The organism is Duganella sp. 1411, assembly GCF_017833525.1.
In the GTDB taxonomy this organism is placed as follows: domain Bacteria; phylum Pseudomonadota; class Gammaproteobacteria; order Burkholderiales; family Burkholderiaceae_D; genus Rugamonas.
In genome coordinates this window covers 295,554-320,252 of the sequence record NZ_JAFICD010000004.1, presented here as the reverse complement: position 1 = coordinate 320,252, position 24,699 = coordinate 295,554, and the positions used below count along the sequence as shown (strand labels likewise).

Annotated in this window: 22 protein-coding genes; 16 read left to right on the top strand and 6 right to left on the bottom strand. The window is 65.3% G+C overall.

Annotated elements, in window-relative coordinates; all coding sequences use genetic code 11:
* The first annotated feature begins 5 nt into the window (after positions 1-5).
* From JOD97_RS22170 to JOD97_RS22160, 3 genes are all read left to right on the top strand, one after another.
* Positions 6-857 carry an MOSC domain-containing protein gene (locus JOD97_RS22170; protein ID WP_209723471.1) on the top strand — a complete coding sequence of 284 codons (852 nt, stop codon included), beginning with the start codon at positions 6-8 and terminating at the stop codon, positions 855-857.
* Positions 858-947: 90 nt separating this feature from the next.
* Complete coding sequence (locus JOD97_RS22165; protein WP_209723468.1) at positions 948-2,126, top strand: diguanylate cyclase; 1,179 nt, start codon at positions 948-950, stop codon at positions 2,124-2,126.
* A 231-nt stretch (positions 2,127-2,357) separates the two neighbouring features.
* Entirely contained in the window at positions 2,358-4,238 is a 1,881-nt protein-coding gene (locus JOD97_RS22160; protein WP_209723465.1) for a DUF6055 domain-containing protein, read from the top strand.
* Positions 4,239-4,272: 34 nt separating this feature from the next.
* Here the strand turns inward: JOD97_RS22160 and JOD97_RS22155 are convergent, their stop codons facing one another.
* On the bottom strand, positions 4,273-6,255 hold the full coding sequence (locus JOD97_RS22155; protein WP_209723461.1) for a monovalent cation:proton antiporter family protein: 1,983 nt from the start codon (positions 6,253-6,255) through the stop codon (positions 4,273-4,275).
* 128 nt (positions 6,256-6,383) lie between these two features.
* Here JOD97_RS22155 and JOD97_RS22150 point away from each other — a divergent pair, with 128 nt between their 5' ends.
* From JOD97_RS22150 to JOD97_RS22115, 8 genes are all read left to right on the top strand, one after another.
* The gene (locus tag JOD97_RS22150; protein WP_209723459.1) at positions 6,384-7,382 is read left to right on the top strand and encodes an SIS domain-containing protein; all 999 of its coding nucleotides are present in this window, start codon (positions 6,384-6,386) and stop codon (positions 7,380-7,382) included.
* Positions 7,382-7,912: an HAD family hydrolase gene (locus tag JOD97_RS22145; RefSeq protein ID WP_209723456.1), complete on the top strand. Its 531-nt coding sequence runs from the start codon at positions 7,382-7,384 to the stop codon at positions 7,910-7,912. Before JOD97_RS22150 ends, JOD97_RS22145 begins: the two co-directional genes overlap by 1 nt.
* Positions 7,913-7,923: 11 nt before the next feature.
* Positions 7,924-8,517: an LPS export ABC transporter periplasmic protein LptC gene (gene lptC / locus JOD97_RS22140; RefSeq protein ID WP_209723452.1), complete on the top strand. Its 594-nt coding sequence runs from the start codon at positions 7,924-7,926 to the stop codon at positions 8,515-8,517.
* 26 nt (positions 8,518-8,543) lie between these two features.
* A complete protein-coding gene (gene lptA / locus JOD97_RS22135; protein ID WP_209723449.1) occupies positions 8,544-9,122 on the top strand; it encodes a lipopolysaccharide transport periplasmic protein LptA in 579 nt (192 codons plus the stop codon).
* Between the two features lie 2 nt (positions 9,123-9,124).
* Positions 9,125-9,877, top strand: coding sequence for an LPS export ABC transporter ATP-binding protein (gene lptB, locus JOD97_RS22130; protein WP_209723446.1), 753 nt, complete (start codon positions 9,125-9,127; stop codon positions 9,875-9,877).
* A gap of 8 nt (positions 9,878-9,885) precedes the next feature.
* A complete protein-coding gene (locus tag JOD97_RS22125) occupies positions 9,886-11,367 on the top strand; it encodes an RNA polymerase factor sigma-54 (RefSeq protein WP_209723443.1) in 1,482 nt (493 codons plus the stop codon).
* Between the two features lie 75 nt (positions 11,368-11,442).
* Positions 11,443-11,802, top strand: coding sequence for a ribosome hibernation-promoting factor, HPF/YfiA family (gene hpf / locus JOD97_RS22120; RefSeq protein ID WP_209723440.1), 360 nt, complete (start codon positions 11,443-11,445; stop codon positions 11,800-11,802).
* A gap of 246 nt (positions 11,803-12,048) precedes the next feature.
* Complete coding sequence (locus JOD97_RS22115; protein WP_209723438.1) at positions 12,049-13,176, top strand: enoyl-CoA hydratase/isomerase family protein; 1,128 nt, start codon at positions 12,049-12,051, stop codon at positions 13,174-13,176.
* 114 nt (positions 13,177-13,290) lie between these two features.
* Here JOD97_RS22115 and rapZ read toward each other — a convergent pair whose 3' ends face one another.
* The 5 genes from rapZ to ilvA all read right to left on the bottom strand — a co-directional run bounded on the left by rapZ (position 13,291) and on the right by ilvA (position 18,550).
* Entirely contained in the window at positions 13,291-14,151 is an 861-nt protein-coding gene (rapZ, locus tag JOD97_RS22110; protein ID WP_209723435.1) for an RNase adapter RapZ, read from the bottom strand.
* A gap of 1 nt (position 14,152) precedes the next feature.
* Positions 14,153-15,088: an HPr(Ser) kinase/phosphatase gene (gene hprK, locus JOD97_RS22105; RefSeq protein WP_090326229.1), complete on the bottom strand. Its 936-nt coding sequence runs from the start codon at positions 15,086-15,088 to the stop codon at positions 14,153-14,155.
* 100 nt (positions 15,089-15,188) lie between these two features.
* Positions 15,189-15,671 (bottom strand): PTS sugar transporter subunit IIA, encoded by a 483-nt coding sequence (locus JOD97_RS22100; RefSeq protein ID WP_090326235.1) that lies wholly within the window; start codon positions 15,669-15,671, stop codon positions 15,189-15,191.
* Positions 15,672-15,978: 307 nt separating this feature from the next.
* Positions 15,979-16,812: an NADPH-dependent 7-cyano-7-deazaguanine reductase QueF gene (gene queF, locus JOD97_RS22095; protein WP_209723432.1), complete on the bottom strand. Its 834-nt coding sequence runs from the start codon at positions 16,810-16,812 to the stop codon at positions 15,979-15,981.
* Between the two features lie 202 nt (positions 16,813-17,014).
* Positions 17,015-18,550 (bottom strand): threonine ammonia-lyase, biosynthetic, encoded by a 1,536-nt coding sequence (gene ilvA / locus JOD97_RS22090; RefSeq protein WP_209723801.1) that lies wholly within the window; start codon positions 18,548-18,550, stop codon positions 17,015-17,017.
* 275 nt (positions 18,551-18,825) lie between these two features.
* On the opposite strand from ilvA, the gene JOD97_RS22085 reads away from it, so the two are divergent.
* The 5 genes from JOD97_RS22085 to JOD97_RS22065 all read left to right on the top strand — a co-directional run bounded on the left by JOD97_RS22085 (position 18,826) and on the right by JOD97_RS22065 (position 24,699).
* Complete coding sequence (locus tag JOD97_RS22085) at positions 18,826-19,317, top strand: YqaA family protein (RefSeq protein ID WP_209723413.1); 492 nt, start codon at positions 18,826-18,828, stop codon at positions 19,315-19,317.
* Between the two features lie 224 nt (positions 19,318-19,541).
* A complete protein-coding gene (locus JOD97_RS22080; RefSeq protein WP_209723409.1) occupies positions 19,542-23,555 on the top strand; it encodes an FAD/FMN-binding oxidoreductase in 4,014 nt (1,337 codons plus the stop codon).
* Positions 23,552-23,989 carry an HIT family protein gene (locus tag JOD97_RS22075; protein ID WP_209723404.1) on the top strand — a complete coding sequence of 146 codons (438 nt, stop codon included), beginning with the start codon at positions 23,552-23,554 and terminating at the stop codon, positions 23,987-23,989. Before JOD97_RS22080 ends, JOD97_RS22075 begins: the two co-directional genes overlap by 4 nt.
* Before the next feature lies 1 nt (position 23,990).
* Positions 23,991-24,419, top strand: coding sequence for a gamma-butyrobetaine hydroxylase-like domain-containing protein (locus tag JOD97_RS22070; RefSeq protein WP_209723399.1), 429 nt, complete (start codon positions 23,991-23,993; stop codon positions 24,417-24,419).
* A gap of 64 nt (positions 24,420-24,483) precedes the next feature.
* Positions 24,484-24,699 (top strand): AbrB/MazE/SpoVT family DNA-binding domain-containing protein, encoded by a 216-nt coding sequence (locus tag JOD97_RS22065; protein WP_209723394.1) that lies wholly within the window; start codon positions 24,484-24,486, stop codon positions 24,697-24,699.

Below are 24,699 nucleotides of genomic sequence, written 5' to 3'. Positions count from 1 at the left end.
GCCCCATGCCCATCCTTTCCGCCCTCACGCTCTATCCGATCAAATCCTGCGCCGGCCTGTCGCTGCAGGAGGCCACGCTGACCACGGCGGGGCTGATGACCGAGCAGATTTACGACCGCGAATGGATGGTCGTCGACGGCGACGGCGTGTGCATGACGCAACGCGAACACCCGCGCATGGCGCTCATCACTCCCACGCTGAAAGCCAACACGCTGGAGCTGCGCGCGCCCGGCATGCTGCGCCTGGAAATCCCGCTCGGCCTGCCCGACCCCGACCTGGCGCCGACCCTGTCGACGCAAATCTGGGACCACACCATCCTGGCCTACGACTGCGACGACCTGACCGCCGACTGGTTCACCAAGGCGATCGGCGTGCCGTGCCGGCTGGCGCGCTTCCACGCCAACGCCACCCGCGCCGTCAGCGAGACCTGGACCAAGGGCGTGCCGGCCACCACGCTGTTCTCGGACGGCTACCCGATCCTGGTGGTGGGCGAGTCGTCGCTGGACGACCTCAACGACAAGCTGCGCGGCGCCGGCCGCGAGGCCATTCCGATGAACCGCTTCCGGCCCAACCTGGTCATCGGCGGCATCGAGGCCTTCGAGGAAGACTACGCCGAGTCGTTCCAGATGGGCGACGCGTTGCTCAAACCGGTCAAGCCGTGCCCGCGCTGCCCGATGCCGTCGATCGACCAGGCCACCGGCGTGTTCGGCCCCAACCCGCTCGACCTGATGCAAGGCTACCGCGCCAAGCCGGAACTGGACGGCGCCATTTGCTTCGGCATGAACAGCATCCTGATCACCGGCGACGGCCAACGCGTGCGGGTCGGCCAGGAAATCGTCGTCACGCTGGCGTTTTAATGCACTTGAGCCGGCCTGGGGCATTCCCAAGCGGCACAACTTGGCGTAATGTTGCAATGACATGAAACCGGGTGAAGAGTAAGGGCAATTATGACGCAAACCGCAACTGGCAAAGTTCCGACGCAGACCGACCACGCCGCGCGCGCGAGCGATCTGGCGGCCGAAAACCAGGCGCTGCGCGCGCGCATGGCGTATTTGCTGGAGCAGGCCGAGCGCAACCACTCGATCATGACGCGCCACCAGGCGTTCGACCTGAACATCGTGGGCGCCGCCAACTTCCCCGAGCTGGTCGGCACCATCTTCCGCGTGCTGCCGGTGATCTCCGAGCTCGACAGCGTGACCCTGTCGCTGGTCGACGAGGGCGCCGACATCCGCGAGGTCATGCTCAAGCTCGACGTGGTGTTCGCCGACTTCCCCGACCTGATCTTTGTCGAGGACCTCGACGGTCTCGGCCTCGAGCTGGGCCAGCGCGGCCCGGCGGCGGCGCCGCCCAAGCCGCTGTTGGGCATGTACCACGCGGCGCGCCACGCGCCATCGTTTCCGAACGCGCCGGCCGGGCTGCAAAGTGTGGCCCTGGTGCCGCTGCTGCGTAACAAACGCATCATCGGCAGCCTGAACCTGGGCAGCCGCGACCCGACCCGCTTCACGCCCAGCCTCGGCACCGACTTCGTCGAGCACATGGCGTCGATCATCGCCATCTGCCTGGAAAACGTCATAAGCAACGAGATGCTCAAGTACATCGGCCTGACCGACTCGCTGACCGGCGTCTACAACCGCCGCTACATCGACCGCCGGCTGCTCGAGGAGATCGCGCGCGCGCGGCGCCAGTCGTACCCGATCTCGTTCATGTACATCGACATCGACCACTTCAAGCGCGTCAACGACACGGTCGGCCACGGCGGCGGCGACGAGGTGCTGCGCGAGGTGGCCGCGCGCATCAAGAACGAGCTGCGCGCCTCGGACGCGGTGGCCCGCTTCGGCGGCGAGGAGTTCGTCGTGCTGCTGATCGACGCCAACCTCGAGAGCGCCGCCTTCGTGGCCGAGCGCATCCGCTCGAGCGTGGCCGGCACGATGATCGCGCTGTCGCCGGAACTGCAATTGTCGGTGACGGTGTCGATCGGCGTGGCCTGCCTCAACCCCGGCGACGCCGAGGGCGATCCGCTGGCCGTGGCGCGCGCCTGGGTGGCCCAGGCCGACACCTTGCTGTACGCGGCCAAGGAGGCCGGCCGCAACCGCGTGGTCAGCCTGGCGCCGGCCCAGCCCGCCTAGCAATCACACCGTTCCGGACCCGGGCGGCGCCCGGCGTCCGCCTCCATCCCCGCTCCCTCCCCACCGATCGGCGCCGCGGCGCCGTCGACTGCCTACCTAAATGATAGTTGTGGCAAGATTGCGATTTACTTAAAGTTTACTTGCGGAAACCTCGTGCTCCTAGTTAGTATCGTGTTGCCAATGATTGTTGGTAGCTTGAGATGCATACACCCCATAACAGGAGATGAGCTCATGACGATCCGCCCGAGCGCCGCCGGCGCCAAGCATGCCCCGCTGTCCACCTTGCCGCACTTTTTAACCCTGGCCGCCGCGCTGATCGGTGTTTTGCCGCCGACGACCGCATGGGCGCAGGCGCCGACGGTCGACCGCGGCACCACCGCCACCACCTGGGCCCCGGCCCCGACCGTGCGGGCGTCGGCCGTCACGCCCGGCACCTGGCGCGCCGCCGGGCCCAATCCCGAGCAATCCGGCTTCCGGCTGGTCAAGGAATCGGCCCACTTCGCCTTCTATTCCGATGAAACGTTGTCGGCCGCCGACCTGACCCTGGCCGCCGACACGCTGGAAAACACCGTCTGGCAAAACCTGTTCAACGCCAACCTGCTGATGCCCGAGCCGTTCTTCAACCGCACCGACAAGATCAAGCCGGCGATCCACATCCACTCCGGCTGGGGGCTGACCGGCGGCGCGTGGGTGGACAACCAGGGATTGCTGCACATGGGCATGTGGATCGCGCCGGACGCGCTGCGGGACCGCTGGGGCCTGACCCACGAGTTCACGCACGGCTGGCAATCGTGGAGCAACTACAACGGCGGCATGGCCTGCAACCGGTCGAACACTTGCGGCTGGATCTTCGAGAGCCACGCCAATTTCACGCCGCACCAGCTGCCCGAGTACCAAACCAATGTGCATTGCTCCGAGATGCTGCCCAACGCGCCGCACTTGTACCTCGGTTCGACGCGCGACCGCTACTGCAACTGGCAGTTCATGGAGTACCTGAAGGACAAGCACGGTGCCGACGCCGTCACGCAGATCTGGACCACGGCGGGGGCGGACCCGTTCACCAATATCCAGACCGCGCGCGGCTGGAGCGTGTCCCAGCTCAACGACTTCATCGGCGACTGGGCCACGCACAACGTGGTGTGGGATTACAAGGCCACGCCAGGCGCCTTCCGCAGCAGCTACGGCAACATCACGCTGACCGACAAGGCCGAGCGCATGCGCCGGCTGATGCCGCTCGAGGCGCTGGACGGCAACTGGGCCACCAACCGCCGCTTCGCCTCGCCGTTCTACGGCGCGCCGCAGCGCTTCGGCTACAACGTCGTGCGGCTGTATCCGGTCAGCGGGGCGACCACGGTGACGGTCAAGTTCCGGGGCGTCAACCAGGCCGGCTCGGACGCCGACTTCCGCTGGGCGCTGGTGGCGGCCAACCCGCAGTTCACGTCGGCGCGCCGCAGCGAATTGCAGAAGGGCCTGAGCGCCGACCTGACGTTCGCCGTCAATCCGGGCGAGCCCTTGTTCCTGGTGGTGGCGGCCACGCCGTCGGTGTTCAAGACCATCGTCTGGGACCAGGACTACAACTCGATCTGGCGCTATCCGTACATGATCGAGCTGTCCAACGCCTGGCCGCAGGGCTTCCAGAACGGCCAGCGCGACGCCTGCCCGTCCGGCACCGTGCGCCACCCCAACGGCGCCGGCTGCGCGCCGTCCGGCACGCCGTCGACCGTGTACGTCGGGCCCTACGCCACCATCCTGCCCGGCGGCCGGGCCAGCGGCACGGCGCGCATCGAGGACCAGGCCATCATCGCCAACGGCGCGGTCACCGGCGGCACGGTGGGCGGCTTGAGCGTGGTCGGCGCGACCGGCAGCGACTGGGGCAATAACAGCTTCAACGTGTCGGGCTCGGCCCAGGTGCGCACCAGCTTCTACCCGCTGGGCTTCTTCGAGCCGAACCAGGGCGCCTCCGGCAGCTTGAACCTGTACGGCGACGTCGAGTACCGCGGCGCCGGCCTGAACCTGGGCGGCGGCAACCGCTCCGGCTTCGTCGATGCCGCCTCGACCGTCGGTTCGGCCACCGACATCAACCCCAGGAGCACGCTGATCTGGCGTCCCTGAGCCGGGTAGCGCGGGTGGTTAAACCTTCTGTTGTCTAGCGCAGCAGCCGGTTTTCCGCCCGCGCGACGGCGTCGGCCACGCCGCGCACCACCACCACGTCGCCCTCTTCGAGCACGGTGCCGGGGCCGACTTCCAGCCGCGCCTTGCCGCGCCGGATGGTGGTCACCTCGGCGCCGGCGCCGGCCAGGTCGACCTCGCCGAGCTGGCGGCCGACGGCGGTGGCGCCGCCGTTCAACGTGACCGAGTGCAGGCGCTCCAGATCGGAATCCTCGCCGGCGTCGCTGGCGCCGTGGAAATAGCCGCGCAGCGACGCGTAACGCTCCTCGCGCGCCGCCTGCACCCGGTGCACCACGCGCCGCAGCGGCACGCCCAGCATCACCAGCGCGTGCGAGGCGAGCATCAGGCTGCCTTCCATCAGTTCCGGCACCACCTCGGCGGCGCCGGCCGCCTTCAGCCGGTCGAGGTCGGTGTCGTCGTGCGAGCGCACGATCACCGGCAGGGTCGGCGCCAGTTCGTGCACCAGGTGCAGCACCTTGAGCGCCGACGGCGTGCTGGCGTAGGTGATCACCACCGCGCTGGCGCGGTAGATGCCGGCCGCGATCAGGCTCTCGCGGCGCGCGGCGTCGCCGTACGACACTTGCCGGCCGGCCGCCTGCGCCTCCTGCACCCGCTCCGGGTCGAGGTCGAGCGCGTGGTATTCGATGTTTTCCTCGCCCAGCAGGGTCGCCAGGCTCTGGCCGCTGCGCCCGAAGCCGGCCACGATCACGTGCTTGCTGGTGGCCATGGTGCGGCTGGCGATCTTGGTTAGCGCCAGGGATTGCATCATCCACTCGTTGCTCGACAGCTTCATGACGATCCGGTCCGACTTGGCGATGATGAACGGCGCCACCAGCATCGACAGCACCATCGACGCCAGCACCACCTGGATGATGAACGGGTCCATCAGCTTGCTGCCGCCGGCCAGGTTGAGCAGCACGAAGCCGAACTCGCCCGCCTGCGCCAACGCCAGGCCGGTGCGGATCGAGACGCCGTCGGACGAGCCGAACAGCTTGGCCAGGCCGGCGATCAGCGCGAACTTGAGCAGCACCGGGCCGCCCAGCAACACCAGCACCAGCCACCAGTTCTCCAGCACCAGGCGGACGTTGAGCAGCATGCCGACGGTGATGAAGAACAGCCCCAGCAGCACGTCGCGGAACGGCTTGATGTCCTCTTCCACCTGGTGCTTGTATTCGGTCTCGGAAATGAGCATGCCGGCCACGAAGGCGCCCAGCGCGAGCGACAGGCCGGCTTTCTCGGTGATCCACGCCGCGCCCAAGGTCACCAAGAGCAGGTTGAGCATGAACAGCTCCTGCGAGCGGCGCTTGACGACGATGGTGAACCAGCCGCGCATCAGCCGGTGGCCGACGAACAGCAGCAGCGCCAGCACGATGACCGCCTTGCCGCCGGCCCAGGCCAGCGTCTCGACCAGCGCGTCGGGGCGCTGGCCCAGCGACGGGATCAGGATCAGCAGCGGCACCACGGCCAAATCCTGGAACAGCAGGATGCCGATGATCTTGCGGCCGTGTTCGCTTTCCAGTTCGAGCCGCTCGGTCAGCAGCTTGACCACGATGGCGGTCGACGACATCGCCAGCGCGCCGCCCAGCGCGAACGAGGCCTGCCAGCCGATCTGGATCGACGGCGGCAGCTGGGTGGCGATGGTCCAGCCGAACAGCATGGTGGCGACGATGGTGAGCACCACCTGCGCCAGGCCGAGCCCGAAGACGATGCCGCGCATGGCCATCAGCTTGGGCAGCGAGAATTCGAGGCCGATCGAGAACATCAGGAACACCACGCCGAACTCGGCCAGGCCGTGGGTGGCTTCGCTCTGCTCGGCCCAGCCCAGCGCGTGGGGGCCGATCAGGATGCCGACGGCCAGGTAGCCGAGCATCGGCGGCAGGTGCATCATGCGGAAGGCGACCACGCCCAGCACGGCGCTGCCCAGCAGTATCAGGGTTAATTCCAGCGGTGAAAACGTCATTTCAACATAGCCAGTAAAATAATATTTAGTTGTTTGCCGCCGGCGTCGGGCGTTATGTTTTGACTGGCAGGTTTTTTGCTTTCTCAATTCGGCTATACTTGGGTATGAGTGTAACCCATGAAAAAACAATGCTGATAGCTTTCGACGCAAAAATGGCCGGGCACGCCTTGCGGCTGGCCCGTGAAACGTTGCAAAACGAGGCCGACGCCATCGCCGCGCTCAACGCCCGCCTGGGCGACGACGACAGCGTGACGAAGGCGATTGAACTGTTGCTAAATTGCAAGGGTAGGGTGGTGGTGTCCGGCATCGGCAAGTCCGGCCACATCGCCCGCAAGATCGCCGCCACCCTGGCCTCGACCGGCACGCCGGCGCTGTTCGTGCATCCGGCCGAGGCCGCGCACGGCGACCTCGGCATGGTCACCGCCGACGACGCCTTCATCGCCATCTCGTACTCCGGCGAGAGCGCCGAGCTGATGACGATCCTGCCGGTGGTCAAGCGCATGGGCAGCAAGGTCATCGCGATGACCGGCAAGCCCGGCTCGAGCTTGGCGGGCATCGCCGACGTCCACCTGAACGTGGCCGTGGCCAAGGAGGCCTGCCCGATGAACCTGGCGCCGACCACCTCGACCACCGTCACGCTGGCGCTGGGCGACGCGCTGGCCGTGGCGCTGCTGGACCTGCGCGGCTTCCGCGAGGAGGATTTCGCGCGCTCCCATCCGGGCGGCGCGCTGGGCCGGCGGCTGCTGACGCACGTGCGCGACGTCATGCGCAGCGGCGCGGACGTACCGAAAGTCGGCGCCGACGTGAAACTGACGGACGCGTTGCTGGAGATTACGCAAAAAGGCATGGGCATGACCGCCATCGTCGACGCCGGCGACAAGCCGATCGGCGTGTTCACCGACGGCGACCTGCGCCGCATGATCGAGAAGGTGCAGGACTTCACGCAGGTGGTGATCCGCGACGTCATGCACCCGAACCCGCGCAGCATCTCGCCGGACAAACTGGCGGTCGACGCCGTGGCCGTGATGGAACAGCACCGCATCAACCAGATGCTGGTGACCGACGCCGACGGCAAGCTGGTCGGCGCGCTGCACATCCACGACCTGACCCGCGCAAAGGTGATTTGATGGCCGATCCGACCTACGTGGAACGCGCCGCGCGCGTCAAACTGATGATCTTCGACGTCGACGGCGTGCTCACCGACGGCAGCCTGCATTACGGCGCCGACGGCGAGGCCCTGAAGACGTTCAACGTCTACGACGGCCTGGGCATCAAGCTGTTGCAGGAGTCCGGCGTGCAAACGGCCATCATCAGCGCGCGCACGTCGCCGCAGGTGGTCAAGCGCGCGGCCGACCTCGGCATCGGCTTCCTGCACCAGGGCGGCCACGACAAGCTAACGCCGTTCCACGCGCTGCTGGAAAAGACCGGGCTGACGGCCGGGCAGGTCGGCTTCATCGGCGACGACATCGTCGACCTGCCGATCCTGACGCGGGTCGGCTTCGCGGTGGCGGTGCCGGGCGGGCGCAAGGAAGTGCTCGAACGGGCGCACCACGTGACGGTGGCGCACGGCGGGCGCGGCGCGGTGCGCGAGGTGTGCGAGCTGTTGCTGCACGCGCAGGGCACGTACGAGCGCGTGCTGGCGCAATTCATGGTGTGACGGAGTGAACCATGCGTAAACGAACCGCCCATCGCTGGCAACTGACGCTGACCATGCTGATCGGCGTGTTTGTCGCCGTCGGCAGCTTTTGGCTGGTGCAGGTGGTCAACCAGTCCGGCCAGGAGCAGCAGGCCGACCAGTTCGCCAACGAGCCGGACTACATCATCGACCGCTTCAGCCTGGTGCGCATGACCAAGGAGGGCAAGCCCGCCTACATCATCTCCGGCGACAAGCTGACCCACCGGCCGGTCGACGACGCCTCCGACATCGACAAGCCGTTCCTCAACAGCCTGTCGGGCCAGCAGCCGCCGATGACGATCCACGCGCAGACCGCGCGGGTCGACCAGGGCAACACGCGCGTCAAGCTCAACGGCAACGTCGACGTGGTGCGGCCGGCCACGCCGCAGGCCGAGGCGATGCGCCTGCAGACCAGCACCTTGACCGTGTTCCCCGACGAGGAGCGCATGGAAACCGACGCGCCGGTGCAGATGAAGCTGGGCAACGCGACCTCCAGCGGCACCGGCATGAAAACCAACAACGCCACGCGCCAGCTGCAGCTGGGCGGGCGCGGCACCATCACGATACCGCCGCGGGCGCCGCGTTGAACCAACAAAACATGAAGGACACGATGATGAAAAGACTGATACTGTCGGCGGCGCTGCTGCTGGCCGCGCTGGGCGCGGCCCACGCCGAGAAGGCCGACTCCAACAAGCCGACCGAGATTTCCTTCGATAACCTGGACGCCGACGACGTCAAGCAGATCAAGACCTTCACCGGCAACGTCGTGCTGACCCGCGGCACCCTGCTGATGAAGTCGCCCAAGGCGGTCGTCACCGAGGACCCGGAAGGCTATTCGTTCGTGGTGCTGACGGCCGGCGGCGGCACCCAGGCGAGCTTCCGCCAAAAGCTCGACGGCGCCGGCGACCAGTGGGTCGAGGGCCGCGCCGACCGCATCGAGTACGACGGCCGGACCGAGCTGGTCAAGCTGTTCTCGAAGGCGCAGATCAAAAAGCTCGAAGGCAGCAAGACCGCCAGCCAGGTCGACGGCGAGTTCATCTCGTATGACAGCCGGCGCGAATTCTTCGCCGTCAAGAACACCCCGACCGGCGAGAGCAAGCCTGGCGCGGGCCGCAGCACCATGGTGATCCAGCCGACCATCAAACCGGCGCCCGCGCCGGCGCCGGCCACCAATCCGGCGGCGGGGAAATAAGCATGGAGCCAACATGCGGTAGCACCCTGATCGTGCGCGGCCTGCAAAAGACCTACGGCAAGCGCCAGGTCGTGCACGACGTCTCGTTGCAGGTCGAATGCGGCGAAGTGGTCGGCCTGCTCGGCCCCAACGGCGCCGGCAAGACCACCTCGTTCTACATGATCGTCGGCCTGGTGCCGTCGGACGCCGGCACCATCGACATCAGCGGCGTCGACATCTCCTCGCTGCCGATCCACCGCCGCGCCTCGCTCGGCCTGTCGTACCTGCCACAGGAGGCTTCGGTGTTCCGCAAGCTGACCGTGGAGGAGAATATCCGCGCCGTCCTCGAAATCCAGAAGGTGGACGGCAAGTCTTTATCCAAGGCTGCCATTGATGAACGGCTCGATACCCTGCTGGCCGATCTGCAAATCGAAAAGCTGCGCGAGAACCAGGCGCTGTCGCTGTCCGGCGGCGAGCGCCGCCGCGTGGAGATCGCCCGCGCGCTGGCCACCAACCCGCGCTTCGTGCTGCTCGACGAACCTTTCGCCGGGGTCGACCCGATTGCCGTGATTGAGATCCAGCGCATCGTGCGCTTCCTCAAGGAACGCAATATCGGCGTCCTCATTACCGACCACAATGTGCGCGAGACGCTGGGCATTTGCGACCGCGCATACATCATCAACCAGGGCTCGGTGCTCGCCTCGGGCCGGCCGGACGACATCATCGCCGACGAGTCGGTGCGCCGCGTGTACCTGGGTGAACACTTCCGGATGTAAATAGGCCCATGAAACAGTCATTGCAACTGCGCACGTCGCAGCACCTCGCGCTGACACCCCAGCTGCAGCAGTCGATCCGCCTGCTGCAGCTGTCCACGCTGGAACTGCACCAGGAACTGGAGCAGCTGCTCACCGATAACCCCTTGCTCGAGCGCCTCGACGACCCGCTCGACCGTTCGCTGCGCCTGCTGTCGGACGGCGCCATCAGCCAGCAGGCGCCGGCCGGCGAGGCGCCGCCCGAGGGCCCGCCGACCCAGCAGGACGGCGCCGCCCCGGCCGAGGCCGACACCTACGACGGCCCGGCCGCCGATACCGAAAGCAGCAGCGGCGAGACCGATGTCGACTGGAGCGACGCCGGCCGCAGCAAGGCCCCCGACGACGAGGACGCCCGTCCGCAGCTGGAGGCCAACCACTGCACCCTGCGCGAACACCTGATGGAGCAGATGCGGGTGACGGTGCTGGAGATGCGCGACCGCGCGCTCGTCGAGCTGATCATCGACGCGCTCGACGAGAACGGCTACCTGGAGGAGCCGCTGGAGGAGATCCACGCGCGCCTGCCGGAGGAACTGGAAGTCGAGCTCGACGAACTGCGCACGGCCCTGTCGATGCTGCAGAGCTTTGATCCGATGGGCGTGGGCGCGCGCAACGCCGCCGAGTGCCTGGCGCTGCAGATCAAGCGCCTGCCCGGCATCGCCCTGGTGACGCGGCGCATGGCGCTGACCATCGTCGAAAACCATCTGACCTGGTTCGCCCAGCGCGATTTCAACAAGCTGAAGAAAGCGCTGGTGTGCGACGACGAGGACCTGCGCGAGGCGCAGGCGGTGATCCGGCTGTGCAATCCGCATCCGGGCTCGGCGTTCGCGTCGGACGTGTCCGACTACGTGGTGCCGGACGTGATCGTCAAGAAGGCGCGCAACGGCTGGCAGGTCAGCCTCAACAACGACGTCATGCCGCGCCTGCGCGTCAACGCCATGTACGCCAACCTGCTCAAGCAGGGCAAGGGCGAGGGCGCGATGGGCGCCCAGCTGCAGGAGGCCAAGTGGCTGATCAAGAACATGCGCCAGCGCTTCGACACCATCCTGCGCGTGGCGCAAGCGATAGTAGAAAGACAAAAGAACTTTTTCTCGCACGGCGCCGTCGCGATGCGGCCCCTTGTGCTTCGCGAAATTGCTGATACACTGGGTTTACACGAGAGCACTATTTCTCGGGTGACGACTCAAAAGTACATGCTGACGCCGCACGGCATGTTTGAGTTGAAATATTTCTTTGGTAGCCATGTCGCCACCGAAGCGGGCGGTGAAGCAAGTTCGACGGCGATACGGGCCTTGATAGTGCAATTGACAGGAGCTGAAGACCCTAAAAATCCTTTATCCGACAGTAAGATTGCGGACATGCTGGGAGAACAAGGCATGGTGATTGCGCGACGGACTGTTGCCAAATATCGCGAAGCGTTGAAAATCCCTCCCGTCAGTCTCCGCAAGTCTTTGTAGTGACTTGGTCACTGTGCGCCCGGCAGCAATGGGCGCGGCACTGACCGTAAGCGACATTTATCTTTAGGAGCGTGTATGAATCTGACCATCAGTGGACATCATCTCGAAGTGACCGCGGCCATCCGCGAATACGTACAGAGCAAACTGGAACGTGTCACTCGTCACTTCGATCAAGTTATTGATATTGCTGTCATCCTGACTGTAGATAACCTTAAAGAGAAATCCAAGCGCCAAAAGGCTGAAATCAATCTGCGCATGTCGGGTAAAACCGTGTACGTGGAAAGCCTCTCGCAAGACCTGTACGCCGCCATCGACACCCTGGTCGACAAGCTTGACCGCCAGGTCATGAAATACAAATCCAAAGTTCAGCAGCACGGCCACGATGCGATCAAGCATCTCCCGGATAGCTACGAACCCGCTGCCGCCGCCCTATAACAACGGCCACCGGCACCACCCAACAAAGGGCGCAAGGGCGCCCTTTTTTGTGTCCGCCGCCGATACGATGAAAACAATTTATGCCGTTTCGCCGGCGCGCCGGGGCGCGCCCAAGTGGCGGTAGAATAGGCGTTGACCCGCACGGCCAGGCGGGGTCGGACCCAGGAGGGTCCGACCCCAATGAGGTGCGGCGAGCGTCTCGCTGCAAGCACGCGGGGTTGATTGGTTTTCACGTAAGGCGGCATCATGAGCGAATTGGTCCACACCGGCATCATCAACGGCACCGGCTTCATCACACTGGACCGGCCCGAGGCGTTGAACTCGCTGTCGTTGCCGATGCTGCGCGCCATCACGGCCGCGCTGCTGGCGTGGCGCGACGATGCCGACGTCGCCGCCGTGGTCATCCGCAGCAGCGGCGAGAAGGCGTTCTGCGCCGGCGGCGACATCCGTTTTTTTTATGAGGCCGGCCGCGCCACGCCACAGGGCGGCAGCGCGCTGATCGAGGATTTCTTCACCGAGGAATACGCGCTCAACCACCTGGTGCACCGCTATCCCAAGCCCTACATCGCGCTGATGGACGGGGTGGTGATGGGCGGCGGCATGGGCATCGCGCAGAGCGGCCCGGACAGCCGGGTGCGCATCGTCACCGGGCGCACGAAGATGGCGATGCCGGAGGTGAACATCGGCCTGTTCCCGGATGTCGGCGGCAGCTATTTCCTGTCGCGCGCGCCGGGCGGGCTGGGGCTGTATCTGGGCGTGACCGGGGCGACGATGGGCGCGGCCGACGCGCTGTACGCCGGCCTGGCCGACCACTACGTGCCCACCGACGAGCTCGAGTTGCTGGACGCGATACTGGAGTCGACAGCGGGCGCGGAGCTGGTCGAGGCGCTGGCGGCCTTCGCGCAGCCGTTCAGGGACGCCGCCGGGGCGGGCAAGCTGAAGGCGCGGCGCGCCGACATCGACCGCCACTTCGGCGCCGGATCGGTGCCGGCCATCGTCGCCTCGCTGGAGGCGGACGGCGGCGAGTTCGCGCGCGCCACGGTGGCGATGATGGCGACCCGTTCGCCGTTGATGATGTGCGTCACGCACGAGTTGATCCAGCGCGGCGCGGGGCTGGACATGGCCGGCTGCCTGCGCATGGAGCGCGCGCTGGTGCGCCGTGTCTTCGAGCACGGCGAGGTGATCGAAGGTGTGCGCGCGCTGGTCATCGACAAGGATGGCGCGCCGAAATGGCAGCCGCCGTCGTTGGAGCAGGTGAGCGGGGAGATGGTGCGGAGTTTGTTCGAGCCGGTGTGGCCGGATTACGCGCATCCGCTGCGGCATCTTGGAAACACAGAAACCAGGGAAACCACGGAAACACGTAGGGCGGATTAGCGAAGCGTAATCCGCCATGCATGCGCCGTCGACGGCTCAACCATGGCGGATTACGGCGTTCCGCCTAATCCGCCCTACGTGTTTCCACGTGTTTCCACGTGCCCTATGTTACGGTCATTGTTCGCGGTGCCGCAGCACCACGCGTTCGTTGGGATGGAAATACGCCGCCAGCTTCTCCGCCATATACACCGAGCGGTGTTGCCCGCCCGTACAACCCAGCGCCACGGTCAGATAACTGCGATTATCGGTCTTAAAGAACGGCAGCCACTTCTCGACGAACGCGCGGATATCGCCCAGCATCTCGATGGCGCTCGGCTGGGCGTCGAGGAAATCGATCACCGGCGCGTCGCGGCCCGTGAGCGGGCGCAACGTCAAATCGTAGTACGGATTCGGCAGCGCCCGCACGTCGAACACGAAATCGGCGTCCATCGGCACGCCCAGCTTGAAGGCGAACGATTCGAAGAACAAGGTCAGCGGCGCGCCCTCGCTGGCCACCAGATCCTTGACCCAGGCGCGCAGCTTGTTGGCGCTCAGCTCCGACGTGTCGACCACGTGGCCCAGCTGTTCGATCGCCGACAGCCGCTCGCGCTCCTCCATGATGCATTCGATCAAGGTGCGGCGCGCGGCCGGGTTCTGCCCCGGACGCAGCTCGTGCGACAGCGGATGGCTGCGGCGCGTTTCCGAGAAGCGCGCCACCAGCGAGTGCGTGTTCGCGGTCAGGAACATGACCTTGACGTCGTGCCCCTCTTCGCGCAGCCGCTTGACGTCGGCCGGCAGCGAGGCCAGCGATTCGGCGCTGCGGGCGTCGACCGCCACCGCCAGCGCCTGCAAGCCTTCCTCGGCCAGGGTTGCGACCAGGTTCGACAGCAGCGCCGGCGGCAGGTTGTCGACGCAATAGTGGCCGGTGTCTTCGAGCACGTTCAAGGCCACCGATTTGCCGGAGCCCGAGATGCCGGTGATGAGGACGATACGCATATTAGTCTCCGCTCATGGCTTGCCGTTGCCGCTCCATGAACTCCTGGAGTGTGTCGATGCCGCGCAATTGCAGGATCGTGTTGCGCACGGCGGCCTCCAGCAGCACGGCGATGTTGCGGCCGGCCGCCACCGGGATCACCACCTTGCGGATCGGCAGGCCCAGCACGTCCTCGGTCGGGAACTGGAACGGCAGCCGCTCCACTTCCTCCTCCAGCGCGCCACGGCGCACCAGATGCACGATCAGTTTCAGGCGCATCTTGCGGCGCACCGCCGTCTCGCCGAAGATCGCCTTGATGTCCAGCAGGCCCAGCCCGCGCACCTCCAGCAGGTTCTGCAGCAGGGCCGGGCAGCGGCCCTCGATCATGTTCGGCGCGATGCGCGAGAACTCGACCGCGTCGTCGGCCACCAGCCCGTGCGAGCGGGAAATCAGCTCCAGGCCCAGCTCGCTCTTGCCGAGGCCGGAGTCGCCGGTGATCAGCACGCCCACGCCCAGCACGTCCATGAACACGCCGTGCATGATGATGCGTTGCGCCAGCTTCTTGGAAAGATACACGCGCAGGAAGTCGATCACCTGTGCGGCGGGTAACGGCGTGGAGAACAGCGGGATGTTTTTCTCGTCGCAGATGGCGAGGATGTCGGGCGGCGTTTCCAGTCCCTGGGCGATGATCAGCGCCGGCGGCCCGCCAGCGATCAGCTCGCCGATGACGTGGGCGCGCGTGAGCGCCTTGAGCCGCTGGTAGTAATTGATTTCCTGGTGTCCGAAGACCTGGATGCGGCCCGGGTGGATGGTGTTGAGGTGGCCGACCTGGTCGGCGGCCGACGCCACGTCGCCGGAAATGAGGCGCTCGCCGCCGGGGAAACCGGCGAACCAGCCGAGCTGCAAACTCTCGCGATTGTCGTCGTAAAGCCTTTGTATCGTCAGCGGCGTTTGCAGCATGGGTCGTCTTATCTAGAGGTTGGACTAAGGTGGGGCTACGCCCTTAGTTTAACCTATTGTCCGGCAACCCATGCTCGCCAGCCACTTCGCGTCGGAACGGTCAGCCGGCGGCCTGCAGGCTCGGCATCCAATTGATGATGCGCGAGTGCACCGATTTCGGGTCCGGGTCGGTGCTCAGCGCGGTGCGGAAGGCGTCGTCGGAGAACATCTCGGCGATCTCCGAGAGGATCTCGAGGTGCTGCTGGGTGACGTGGTCCGGGATCAGCAGGAAGAACAGCAGATTGACCGGCTTGCCGTCGGGCGACTCGAACGGGATCGGCTCGGCCAGGCGGACGAACGCGGCCAGCGGCGACTTCAGGCTCTTCATGCCCTTGATGCGGCCGTGCGGCACGGCCACGCCATGACCGAGCCCGGTGGAACCGAGGCGCTCGCGCGCGAACAGGTTGTCCGAGACGGTGGAGCGGGCGATGCCGCAATTGTTTTCGAAGATCAGGCCGGCCTGCTCGAATGCCCGCTTCTTGCTGGACACTTCCAGGTCAAGGAGGACGTTTTCGAGGGAGAGTATTTTGCTCAGGTTATTCATAAGACGACATAAGGTGTTGCGAGAAACGCGGGACGCCGCCGAATTATAGGCTTGTTTGTGCGCTATGTAACATGAAATCGCTCGTCCCGGCGTTGCATTCTGGCCCGGCGCCGGGCGCGCCGCGGCGTCCCGGGTGTTATTAGAAATGCACCGCAGAAAGCATTTGCTATTTATGCGCAAAAAAGCCGGGAAACGCCGGTTTTTTGCCGCAAACCGATGCGTTTTTCCGATTTTTCGCGTTTTTCAACAGATGAGCTAGTTTCTTGTGAAAGTCGCACCATTGGTCACATCATACGCCTGATTCGCGCTACTGACGCGCGCCGCGCAGGTTGGGCGGTCTCTGTGCCGTGCTGAAATTGCTGCGCCAGGGATTGATGTCGAGCCCGCCGCGCCGCGTGTAGCGCGCGTACACCGCCAGCTGTTGCGGCGCGCACTGGCGCAGGATGTCGACGAAGATGCGTTCGACGCATTGCTCGTGGAACTCGTTGTGCTCGCGGAAACCGATCAGGTATTTCAGCAAGCTTTCCTGGTCGATTTGCGGGCCGGCGTAGTGGATCTGCACGCTGGCCCAGTCGGGCTGGCCGGTGACCAGGCAGTTCGACTTGAGCAGGTGCGACACCAGCTTTTCCTCGACCGGCTCCTCGTCGTGGGCGGCCTTGAGCAGTTGCGGCGACGGGCTGTAGTTGTCGACCTCGATGTCGAGGCGGTCCAGCAGCAGGCCGTCGAGTTCGCCCATCGCGATCATGCCAAATTCCTCCGGCTGGGTGATGGCGATGTGGACGCTGGCGCCGGCCGCCTCGGTCAAATCCTGCTGCAGCAGCGCCTTGAGCGCCGCCACGTTGTCGAGGCGGGTCTGGTTGAACGAGTTCAGGTAGAGCTTGAAGGATTTCGATTCGATGATGTTGGGCGAATCGGCCGGGAAGGTCACGCGCGCGATCGCCACCTGCGGCTTGCCGCGCTGGTTGAGCCAGGAGATCTCGTAGGCGTTCCAAATGTCGACGCCGAAGAAGGGCAGGGTGCCGCTCAGGCCCAGCTCGTCGCGCTTGCCCTGGCGCGGGATGGGAAACAGCAGCTCCGGCGCGTAATCGGTGCGGTAGGCGGAGGTTTTTCCCAGCGGGGACAGGTCGGCGGAGTTGGTCATGGCGGGCTTTGAATCGGCAAAGGTGAAATGGTAGCCTAATTCACTGCGGAGTGCCCGGGGCATGGCCACGGAGGCACGTAGGGCGGATTAGGCGGAACGCCGTAATCCACCATTGCATGAGCCGTCGGTGACGCATGCAATGGCGGATTACGCTACGCTAATCCGCCCTACGTGTCTCCGTGGTCGGGTGATTGCGGGGTGCCTAGCCCAGGAACAGCTTGTACACCGGATTGGCGCTCTCATCCCAATAGCGGTAGCCGAGCGTGGTGAGGAACTGCGCGAACGCGTCCATCTCCCCGGCCGGCACCTGCAGGCCGATCAGGATGCGGCCGACGTCGCCGCCCTGGCTGCGGTAATGGCACAGCGAGATGTTCCAGTTCGGCGCCATGCTGTCGAGGAAGCGCATCAGCGCGCCCGGGCGCTCCGGGAACTCGAAGCGGTACAGCAGCTCGTCCTTGGCCAGCCCGCTCTTGCCGCCGACCAGGTGGCGGATGTGGGCCTTGGCCAGCTCGTCGTGGGTCAGGTCCAAGGTCCTGAAGCCGTGCTCCTCGAACTTGCGCGCCAGGCCGCCGGACTCGCCGCGATCGGCGATCTGCACGCCGACGAACACGTGGGCCTCGTCCTTGTCGCTGATGCGGTAGTTGAACTCGGTCACATTGCGCGGCCCCACCAGCGAGCAGAAGCGCTTGAAGCTGCCGCGCTGCTCGGGCAAGGTGACGGCGAACACCGCCTCGCGCGCCTCGCCCAGTTCAGCGCGCTCGGCAACAAAGCGCAGGCGGTCGAAATTCATGTTGGCGCCGCAGGCGATGGTGACCAGCGTCTCGTTCTTGATCGGCTCCTTGGTCATGGCCGCGCGTTCGATGTAGGCCTTGGCGCCGGCGATGGCCAGCGCGCCGGCCGGCTCCAGGATGCTGCGCGTGTCGGTGAACACGTCCTTGATGGCGGCGCTGATGGCGTCGGTGTCGACGATGATGATGTCGTCGACCAGCTCGCGGGCGATGCGGAAGGTCTCCTCGCCCACCAGGCGCACGGCGGTGCCGTCGGAGAACAGGCCGACATCGGCCAGGGTCACGCGTTCGCCGGCCTTGATGCTGCGGGCCATGGCGTCCGAATCGATGGTCTGCACGCCGATGATCTTGATATCGGGGCGGATCGCCTTGACGTACGACGCCACGCCCGCGATCAGTCCGCCGCCGCCGATGGCCACGAAGATCGCGTGGATGGGGCCGGAATGCTGGCGCAGGATCTCCATGCCGATGGTGCCCTGGCCGGCGATGACGTCCGGATCGTCGAACGGATGGACGAAGGTCAGCTTCTGTTCCTGCTCCAGCGTCAGCGCGTGGTTGTAGGCATCGGTATAGGACTCGCCGTGCAGCACCACCTCGACGTCGGCGCCGCCGCGCGCCTTGACGGCGTCGATCTTGACCTGCGGGGTGGTGGTCGGCATGACGATCAGCGCGCGGCAGCCCAGCTTGGCTGCCGACAGCGCCACGCCCTGGGCGTGGTTGCCGGCCGAGGCGCAGATGACGCCGCGTTTGCGCTGGGCGTCGCTCAGGTGGGCCATCTTGTTGTAGGCGCCGCGAATCTTGAAGCTGAACACGCTCTGCATGTCCTCGCGCTTGAAATAAATTCGGTTCTCGTAGCGCTGCGACAAGGTCGGCGCGAGTTCCAGCGGGGTTTCATCAGCGACGTCATAGACGCGCGCGGTCAGGATTTTCTTCAGATAGTCGATAGTCATAGTCTGCAAACAGTGATTCCAGAGGGCCGGAACCGTTGGGGTCAAGTCTAACATTCCAACACGGGCTGTGCCGTCGCTGCGGCTAGGGCACAGCCCGTGTATGAATGTTAGACTTGACCCCGGAGGGTTCCGCGGTTGTTCGATGCTAACTATCCGGCGGGTGACCGGGTCGGGCAGGGGCGCGGGTCCGATGCCGGTGGGCAAGGACCGGGCTGTTCAATCGTGCGGTGTGCGGATCATTATAATGGACACCTTTCGTCCCGCTAAAGAAACCGATGATCGAATCTGCAATCGCCTGGCTGCTCAACGTGCTCGCCGCGCCGGAAGTGGGCCTGACATCGGTCTTCCTCATCAGTTTTGTGTCCGCCACCCTGGTGCCGCTGGGCTCGGAACCGGCGGTGTTTGCGGTGATCAAGGCCAACCCGGAGCTGTTCTGGAGCGCCATCGCCGTGGCCACCGTCGGCAATACCCTCGGCGGCGCCGTCGATTACTGGATCGGCTACCAGGCCAAGACCACCTTCGCCAAGGAACGCAAGAGCCGCTGGTTCCACTGGCTCGAGCGCTACGGCGCCAAGACCATGCTGCTGGCCTGGTTGCCCGGCATCGGCGATCCGCTGTGCACCTTGGGCGGCTGGCTCAAGCTGCCTTTCTGGCCCAGCGTGGCCTACATGGCCGTCGGCAAACTGTTGCGCTACATGACCATGACCGCCTTGCTGTTGTATGTGCCGGACGGCGTTTGGCACCGGATCGGGCAAATGCTGGGCTGAATTGGTGCGAGCGATCGTATTGTCGACCGCACCAGACCCGGAATTTCATTCAGTTTTTCCGGGGGAAGTTGAATTTTATTGCCAGTAATCGGGCTCATCCGCAAATTAATAGCGCGCTACGGCGAACCGGAGTATCCCCCGGCCATCTAAGGCTGTTCCGACATGGTGCGTCGCAATACGCTAGAATGATCCTCCCGGGTTCAGTTTACAAGTCCAATCGCATAATGAATGCCCCTGCACAAATCCAAGCTCTGCTGGCGGAAACGCCCCACGGACCGGAGACCCAGCGTCTCCGCGAAATTCCTTATAACTACACGTCGTTTTCCGATCGCGAGATCGTCATCCGGCTGCTGGGCGAGGAATCGTGGAGCTTGCTCGATGCCCTCCGCTGCGCCCGCCAGACCGGCCGCTCGGCCCGCATGCTGTACGAGGTGCTCGGCGACATCTGGGCCGTGCGCCGCAATCCGTACCTGCAGGACGACATGCTGGACAACCCGAAGCGGCGCCAGGAGCTGATCAACGCGCTGCACCACCGCCTGGCCGAGGTCGACAAGCGCCGCCTGACCATCGACGACGACGGCAGCGACTCCGACGCCGCCAAGCAGCGCAGCGCCAACGTGGTCAAGCTGCTGCGCGCGGCCGGCAAGGCCGTGGCCGACTTCGGCGAGGAATTCAAGCAGGTCTACGACTTGCGCAAGCGCACCTACAAGGTGCTGGGCCGTTACACCGACAAGCACAACATCTGCTTCGACGGCATGAAGCGCATCTCGCACGTGACCGACGCCACCGACTGGCGCGTCGAGTATCCGTTCGTCGTGCTCACGCCCGACAACGAGGAGGAGATGGCCGGCCTGGTCAAGGGCTGCATCGAGCTGGGGCTGACCATCATCCCGCGCGGCGGCGGCACCGGCTACACCGGCGGCGCCATCCCGCTGACGCCGATGTCGGCCGTCATCAACACCGAGAAGCTGCTCAACATGGGCCCGGTCGAGATGAAGGTGCTGCCCGGCCTCGACAAGGAATACGCGACCATCTACACCGGCGCCGGCGTGATCACCAACAAGGTGTCCGAGGCGGCCGAGAAGGCCGGCTTCGTGTTCGCCGTCGACCCGACGTCGGCGCACGCGTCCTGCATCGGCGGCAACATCGCCATGAACGCGGGCGGCAAGAAGGCCGTGTTGTGGGGCACCGCGCTCGACAACCTGGCCTCGTGGCGCATGGTCGACCCCAACGGCGACTGGCTCGAGGTCACGCGCCTGGACCACAACCTGTCGAAGATCCACGACACGCCGCTGGCCCGCTTCCAGCTGGAGTGGACCCATCCGAGCGCGCGCGGCGAAGCGAAAGGCGCGCCGTTCAAGACCGAGATCCTGGAGATCGCCGGCCGCACCTTCCGCAAGGAGGGCCTGGGCAAGGACGTGACCGACAAGTTCCTGTCCGGCCTGCCGGGCATCCAGAAGGAGGGTACCGACGGCCTGATCACCTCGGGCCGCTGGATCCTGCACAAGATGCCGAAGTTCGCGCGCACCGTCTGCCTGGAGTTCTTCGGCCAGGCGCGCGACGCCATTCCGTCGATCGTCGAGATCAAGGATTACCTCGACGGCCTGCCGGCCAAGGGCGAGCAGTTCGCCACCTTGCGCCTGGCCGGCCTGGAGCATCTGGACGAGCGCTACCTGCGCGCGGTCGGCTACGCCACCAAATCGAAGCGCGGCGTGCTGCCGAAGATGGCGCTGTTCGGCGACATCGTCGGCGACGACGAGAACGCGGTCGCCATGGCCGCCTCGGAAGTGGTGCGCATCGCCAACACCCGGGTCGGCGAAGGCTTTGTCGCCGTCAGCGCCGAGGCGCGCAAGAAGTTCTGGCTCGACCGCGCCCGCACCGCCGCCATCGCCAAGCACACCAACGCCTTCAAGATCAACGAGGACGTGGTCATTCCGCTCAACCGCATGGGCGAGTACACCGACGGCATCGAGCGCATCAACATCGAGCTGTCGATCAAGAACAAGCTGCAACTGGTCGACGAGCTGCGCGAGTTCTTCGCCGCCGGCAATCTGCCGATCGGCAAGAGCGACGACGCCGACGACGCCGTGGGCGACGAGGAAATGCTGGGCGACCGCGTGCAGCAGGCCGAGGCCTTGCTGGCGCAGGTGCGCGACCGCTGGACCTTCCTGCTGGCCGAGCTCGACAAGCCGCTGAACGCCGTCACCGGCGAGCTGGCCGCGCTGGGCCTGGATCGCCTGCTGGCCGTGTTCGACGAGCGCCTGAAGACGCAGCCGGACGCGACCCTGTTCGACGTCGTCCAGGACCGCACCATCCGCGTGACGTGGAAGCAGGAAATCCGCGCCCAGCTGCGCCAGATCTTCAGCGGCGCGGCCTACAAGCTGATCCTCGACGAGGCCACCGCCATCCACAAGCGCGTGCTGCGCGGGCGCGTGTTCGTGGCGCTGCACATGCACGCCGGCGACGGCAACGTCCACACCAACCTGCCGGTCAACTCGGACCACTACGAGATGCTGCAACTGGCGCACGCCGCCGTGGCGCGCATCATGGTGCTGGCCCGTTCGCTCAACGGCGTCATCTCGGGCGAGCACGGCATCGGCATCACCAAGCTCGAGTTCCTCACCGAGGAAGAGATCGGCCCGTTCCGCGACTACAAGCTGCGCGTCGATCCGGAAGGCCGCTTCAACAAGGGCAAGCTGCTGAACCTGCCCGGCATGGAAGCGGACCTGTCCAACGCCTATACGCCGTCGTTCGGCCTGATGGGCCACGAATCGCTGATCATGCAGCAAAGCGACATCGGCGAGATCGCCAACAGCGTCAAGGACTGCCTGCGTTGCGGCAAGTGCAAGCCGGTGTGCTCGACCCACGTGCCGCGCGCCAACTTGCTGTACTCGCCGCGCGACAAGATCCTGGCGACGTCGTCGCTGATCGAGGCCTTCCTGTACGAGGAGCAAACCCGGCGCGGCATCTCGATCAAGCACTGGGAAGAGTTCGAGGACGTGGCCGACCACTGCACGGTCTGCCATAAATGCGTGACGCCATGCCCGGTCAACATCGACTTCGGCGACGTGTCGATGAACATGCGCAATCTGCTGCGCAAGATGGACAAGAAGTCCTTCAATCCGGGCAAGTCGGCGGCGATGTTCTTCCTCAACGCCACCGATCCGGCCACCATCAACGCCACCCGCGCGGCGATGGTCGGCATCGGCTACAAGGCCCAGCGCCTGGGTAATGATTTGCTGAAGAAATTCGCCAAGAAGCAGACCAAGGCGCCGCCGCCGACGGTCGGCAAGCCGCCGGTGCGCGAGCAGGTGATCCACTTCATCAACAAGAAAATGCCGGGCGGCCTGCCGAAGAAGACCGCGCGCGCGCTGCTCGACATCGAGGACGACAAGGTCATCCCGATCATCCGCAATCCGAAGAAGACCACGGCCGATACCGAGGCGGTGTTCTACTTCCCGGGCTGCGGCTCGGAGCGGCTGTTCTCGCAGGTCGGCCTGGCGACCCAGGCGATGTTGTGGGAAGTGGGCGTGCAGACCGTGCTGCCGCCGGGCTACCTGTGCTGCGGCTATCCGCAGCGCGGCTCGGGCGAGTACGACAAGGCCGAGAAGATGATGACCGATAACCGCGTGCTGTTCCACCGCATGGCCAACACGCTCAACTATCTGGACATCAAGACGGTGCTGGTGTCGTGCGGCACCTGCTACGACCAGCTGGCCACGTACGAGTTCGAGAAGATCTTCCCGGGCTGCCGCATCATGGACATCCACGAGTATCTGCTGGAGAAGCAGGTGCGCCTCGAAGGCGTGACCGGCACACGCTATATGTACCACGAGCCGTGCCACACGCCGATGAAGCTGCAGGAGGCCACCAAGACCGTCAACGGCCTGATCGCCACCCACGACAACGTCAAGATCGAGAAGAACGACCGCTGCTGCGGCGACTCGGGCACGTTGATGATCGCGCGTCCGGACATCTCGACGCAGGTGCGCTTCCGCAAGGAAGAGGAAGTCATCAAAGGCGCCGACAAGCTGCGCGCCGACGGCTTCGATGGCGAGGTCAAGATCCTGACCAGCTGCCCGGCCTGCCTGGGCGGCGTGTCGCGCTACGGCGAGGACGCCGGCACCACGGCCGACTACATCGTCGTCGAGATCGCCAAGCACCTGCTGGGCGAGAACTGGATGGCCGACTACGTCAAGCGCGCCAACGACGGCGGCATCGAGCGGGTGCTGGTGTGACGGCGGCCTGCGACCTGTGCAAGCTGCTGGCGGCGCCGCCCGAGGGCGTCGTCATCTGGAGCGACGAGCGCTTGTCGGTGGTCGCCGTCGACGATGCCGAGTACCCGGGCTTCACGCGCGTGGTGTGGAACGCGCACGTCAAGGAGATGACGGACCTGGATGCCGCCGACCGCCACCGCGTGATGGACGTGGTCTTCGCGGTGGAGGCGGCGCAGCGTGCCGTGATGGCGCCGGAGAAGATCAACCTGGCCAGCTTCGGCAACATGACGCCACATGTGCACTGGCATGTGATTCCGCGTTATCTGGACGACGCGCATTTCCCCAACTCGAGTTTCGCCACGGCCGTCCGTAGCGGCGCGCCGGAGGCGCTGGCCGCACGCCGCGCGCTGGTGCCGGCGCTGCATGCGGCGATCGTTGAACGTTTGAAAGCCTGATATGAGCACCAAGAATCCGACCGCGTTGACCGTCCATAACAAATCCAAGGTGTTGGACATCGAGTTTGACGACGGCGCCTCGTTCTCGATTCCGTTCGAGCTGCTGCGCGTGTACTCGCCGTCGGCCGAGGTGATGGGCCACGGCCCGGGGCAGGAAGTGCTGCAGATCGGCAAGCGCGACGTCGGCATCGCCGCGATGGACCCGGTCGGCAACTACGCGGTGCAGCCGACCTTCACGGACGGCCACAACACGGGTTTGTTCACGTGGGATTACCTGTACAAGCTGGGCAACGAGAAGGACAAGCTGTGGCAGGACTATATGGACCGCCTGCACGCCGCGGGCCTGGAAGGCGACAGCGGACGCGATCCCGCCAAGGCCCCGGCGCCGGCGCCGCACGTGCACGGCCCGTCCTGCGGGCACAAGCACTGAGGCTGATCCAACGCACTTGCGCTTTCGGTTTTCTTCGCTAAGCTAGAAAAAAGCGGAGGCGATCATGAGTGATGTCATAGCGGATGAGAACGGCAACGTCGCGTTGCCCAAAGATGTACTGGAACAGCTCAACATCAAGCCTGGCGATTTGGTGCGATTCACGATATCGACGACCGGTGCCGCGATCATCTATCCCAAAAATCGCAGCATTTGCGATTTGGGCGGTATGTTATATCGGGAAGGCCAGAAGCCTCTTCCCATCGAGAAGCTTTCCCGCTGA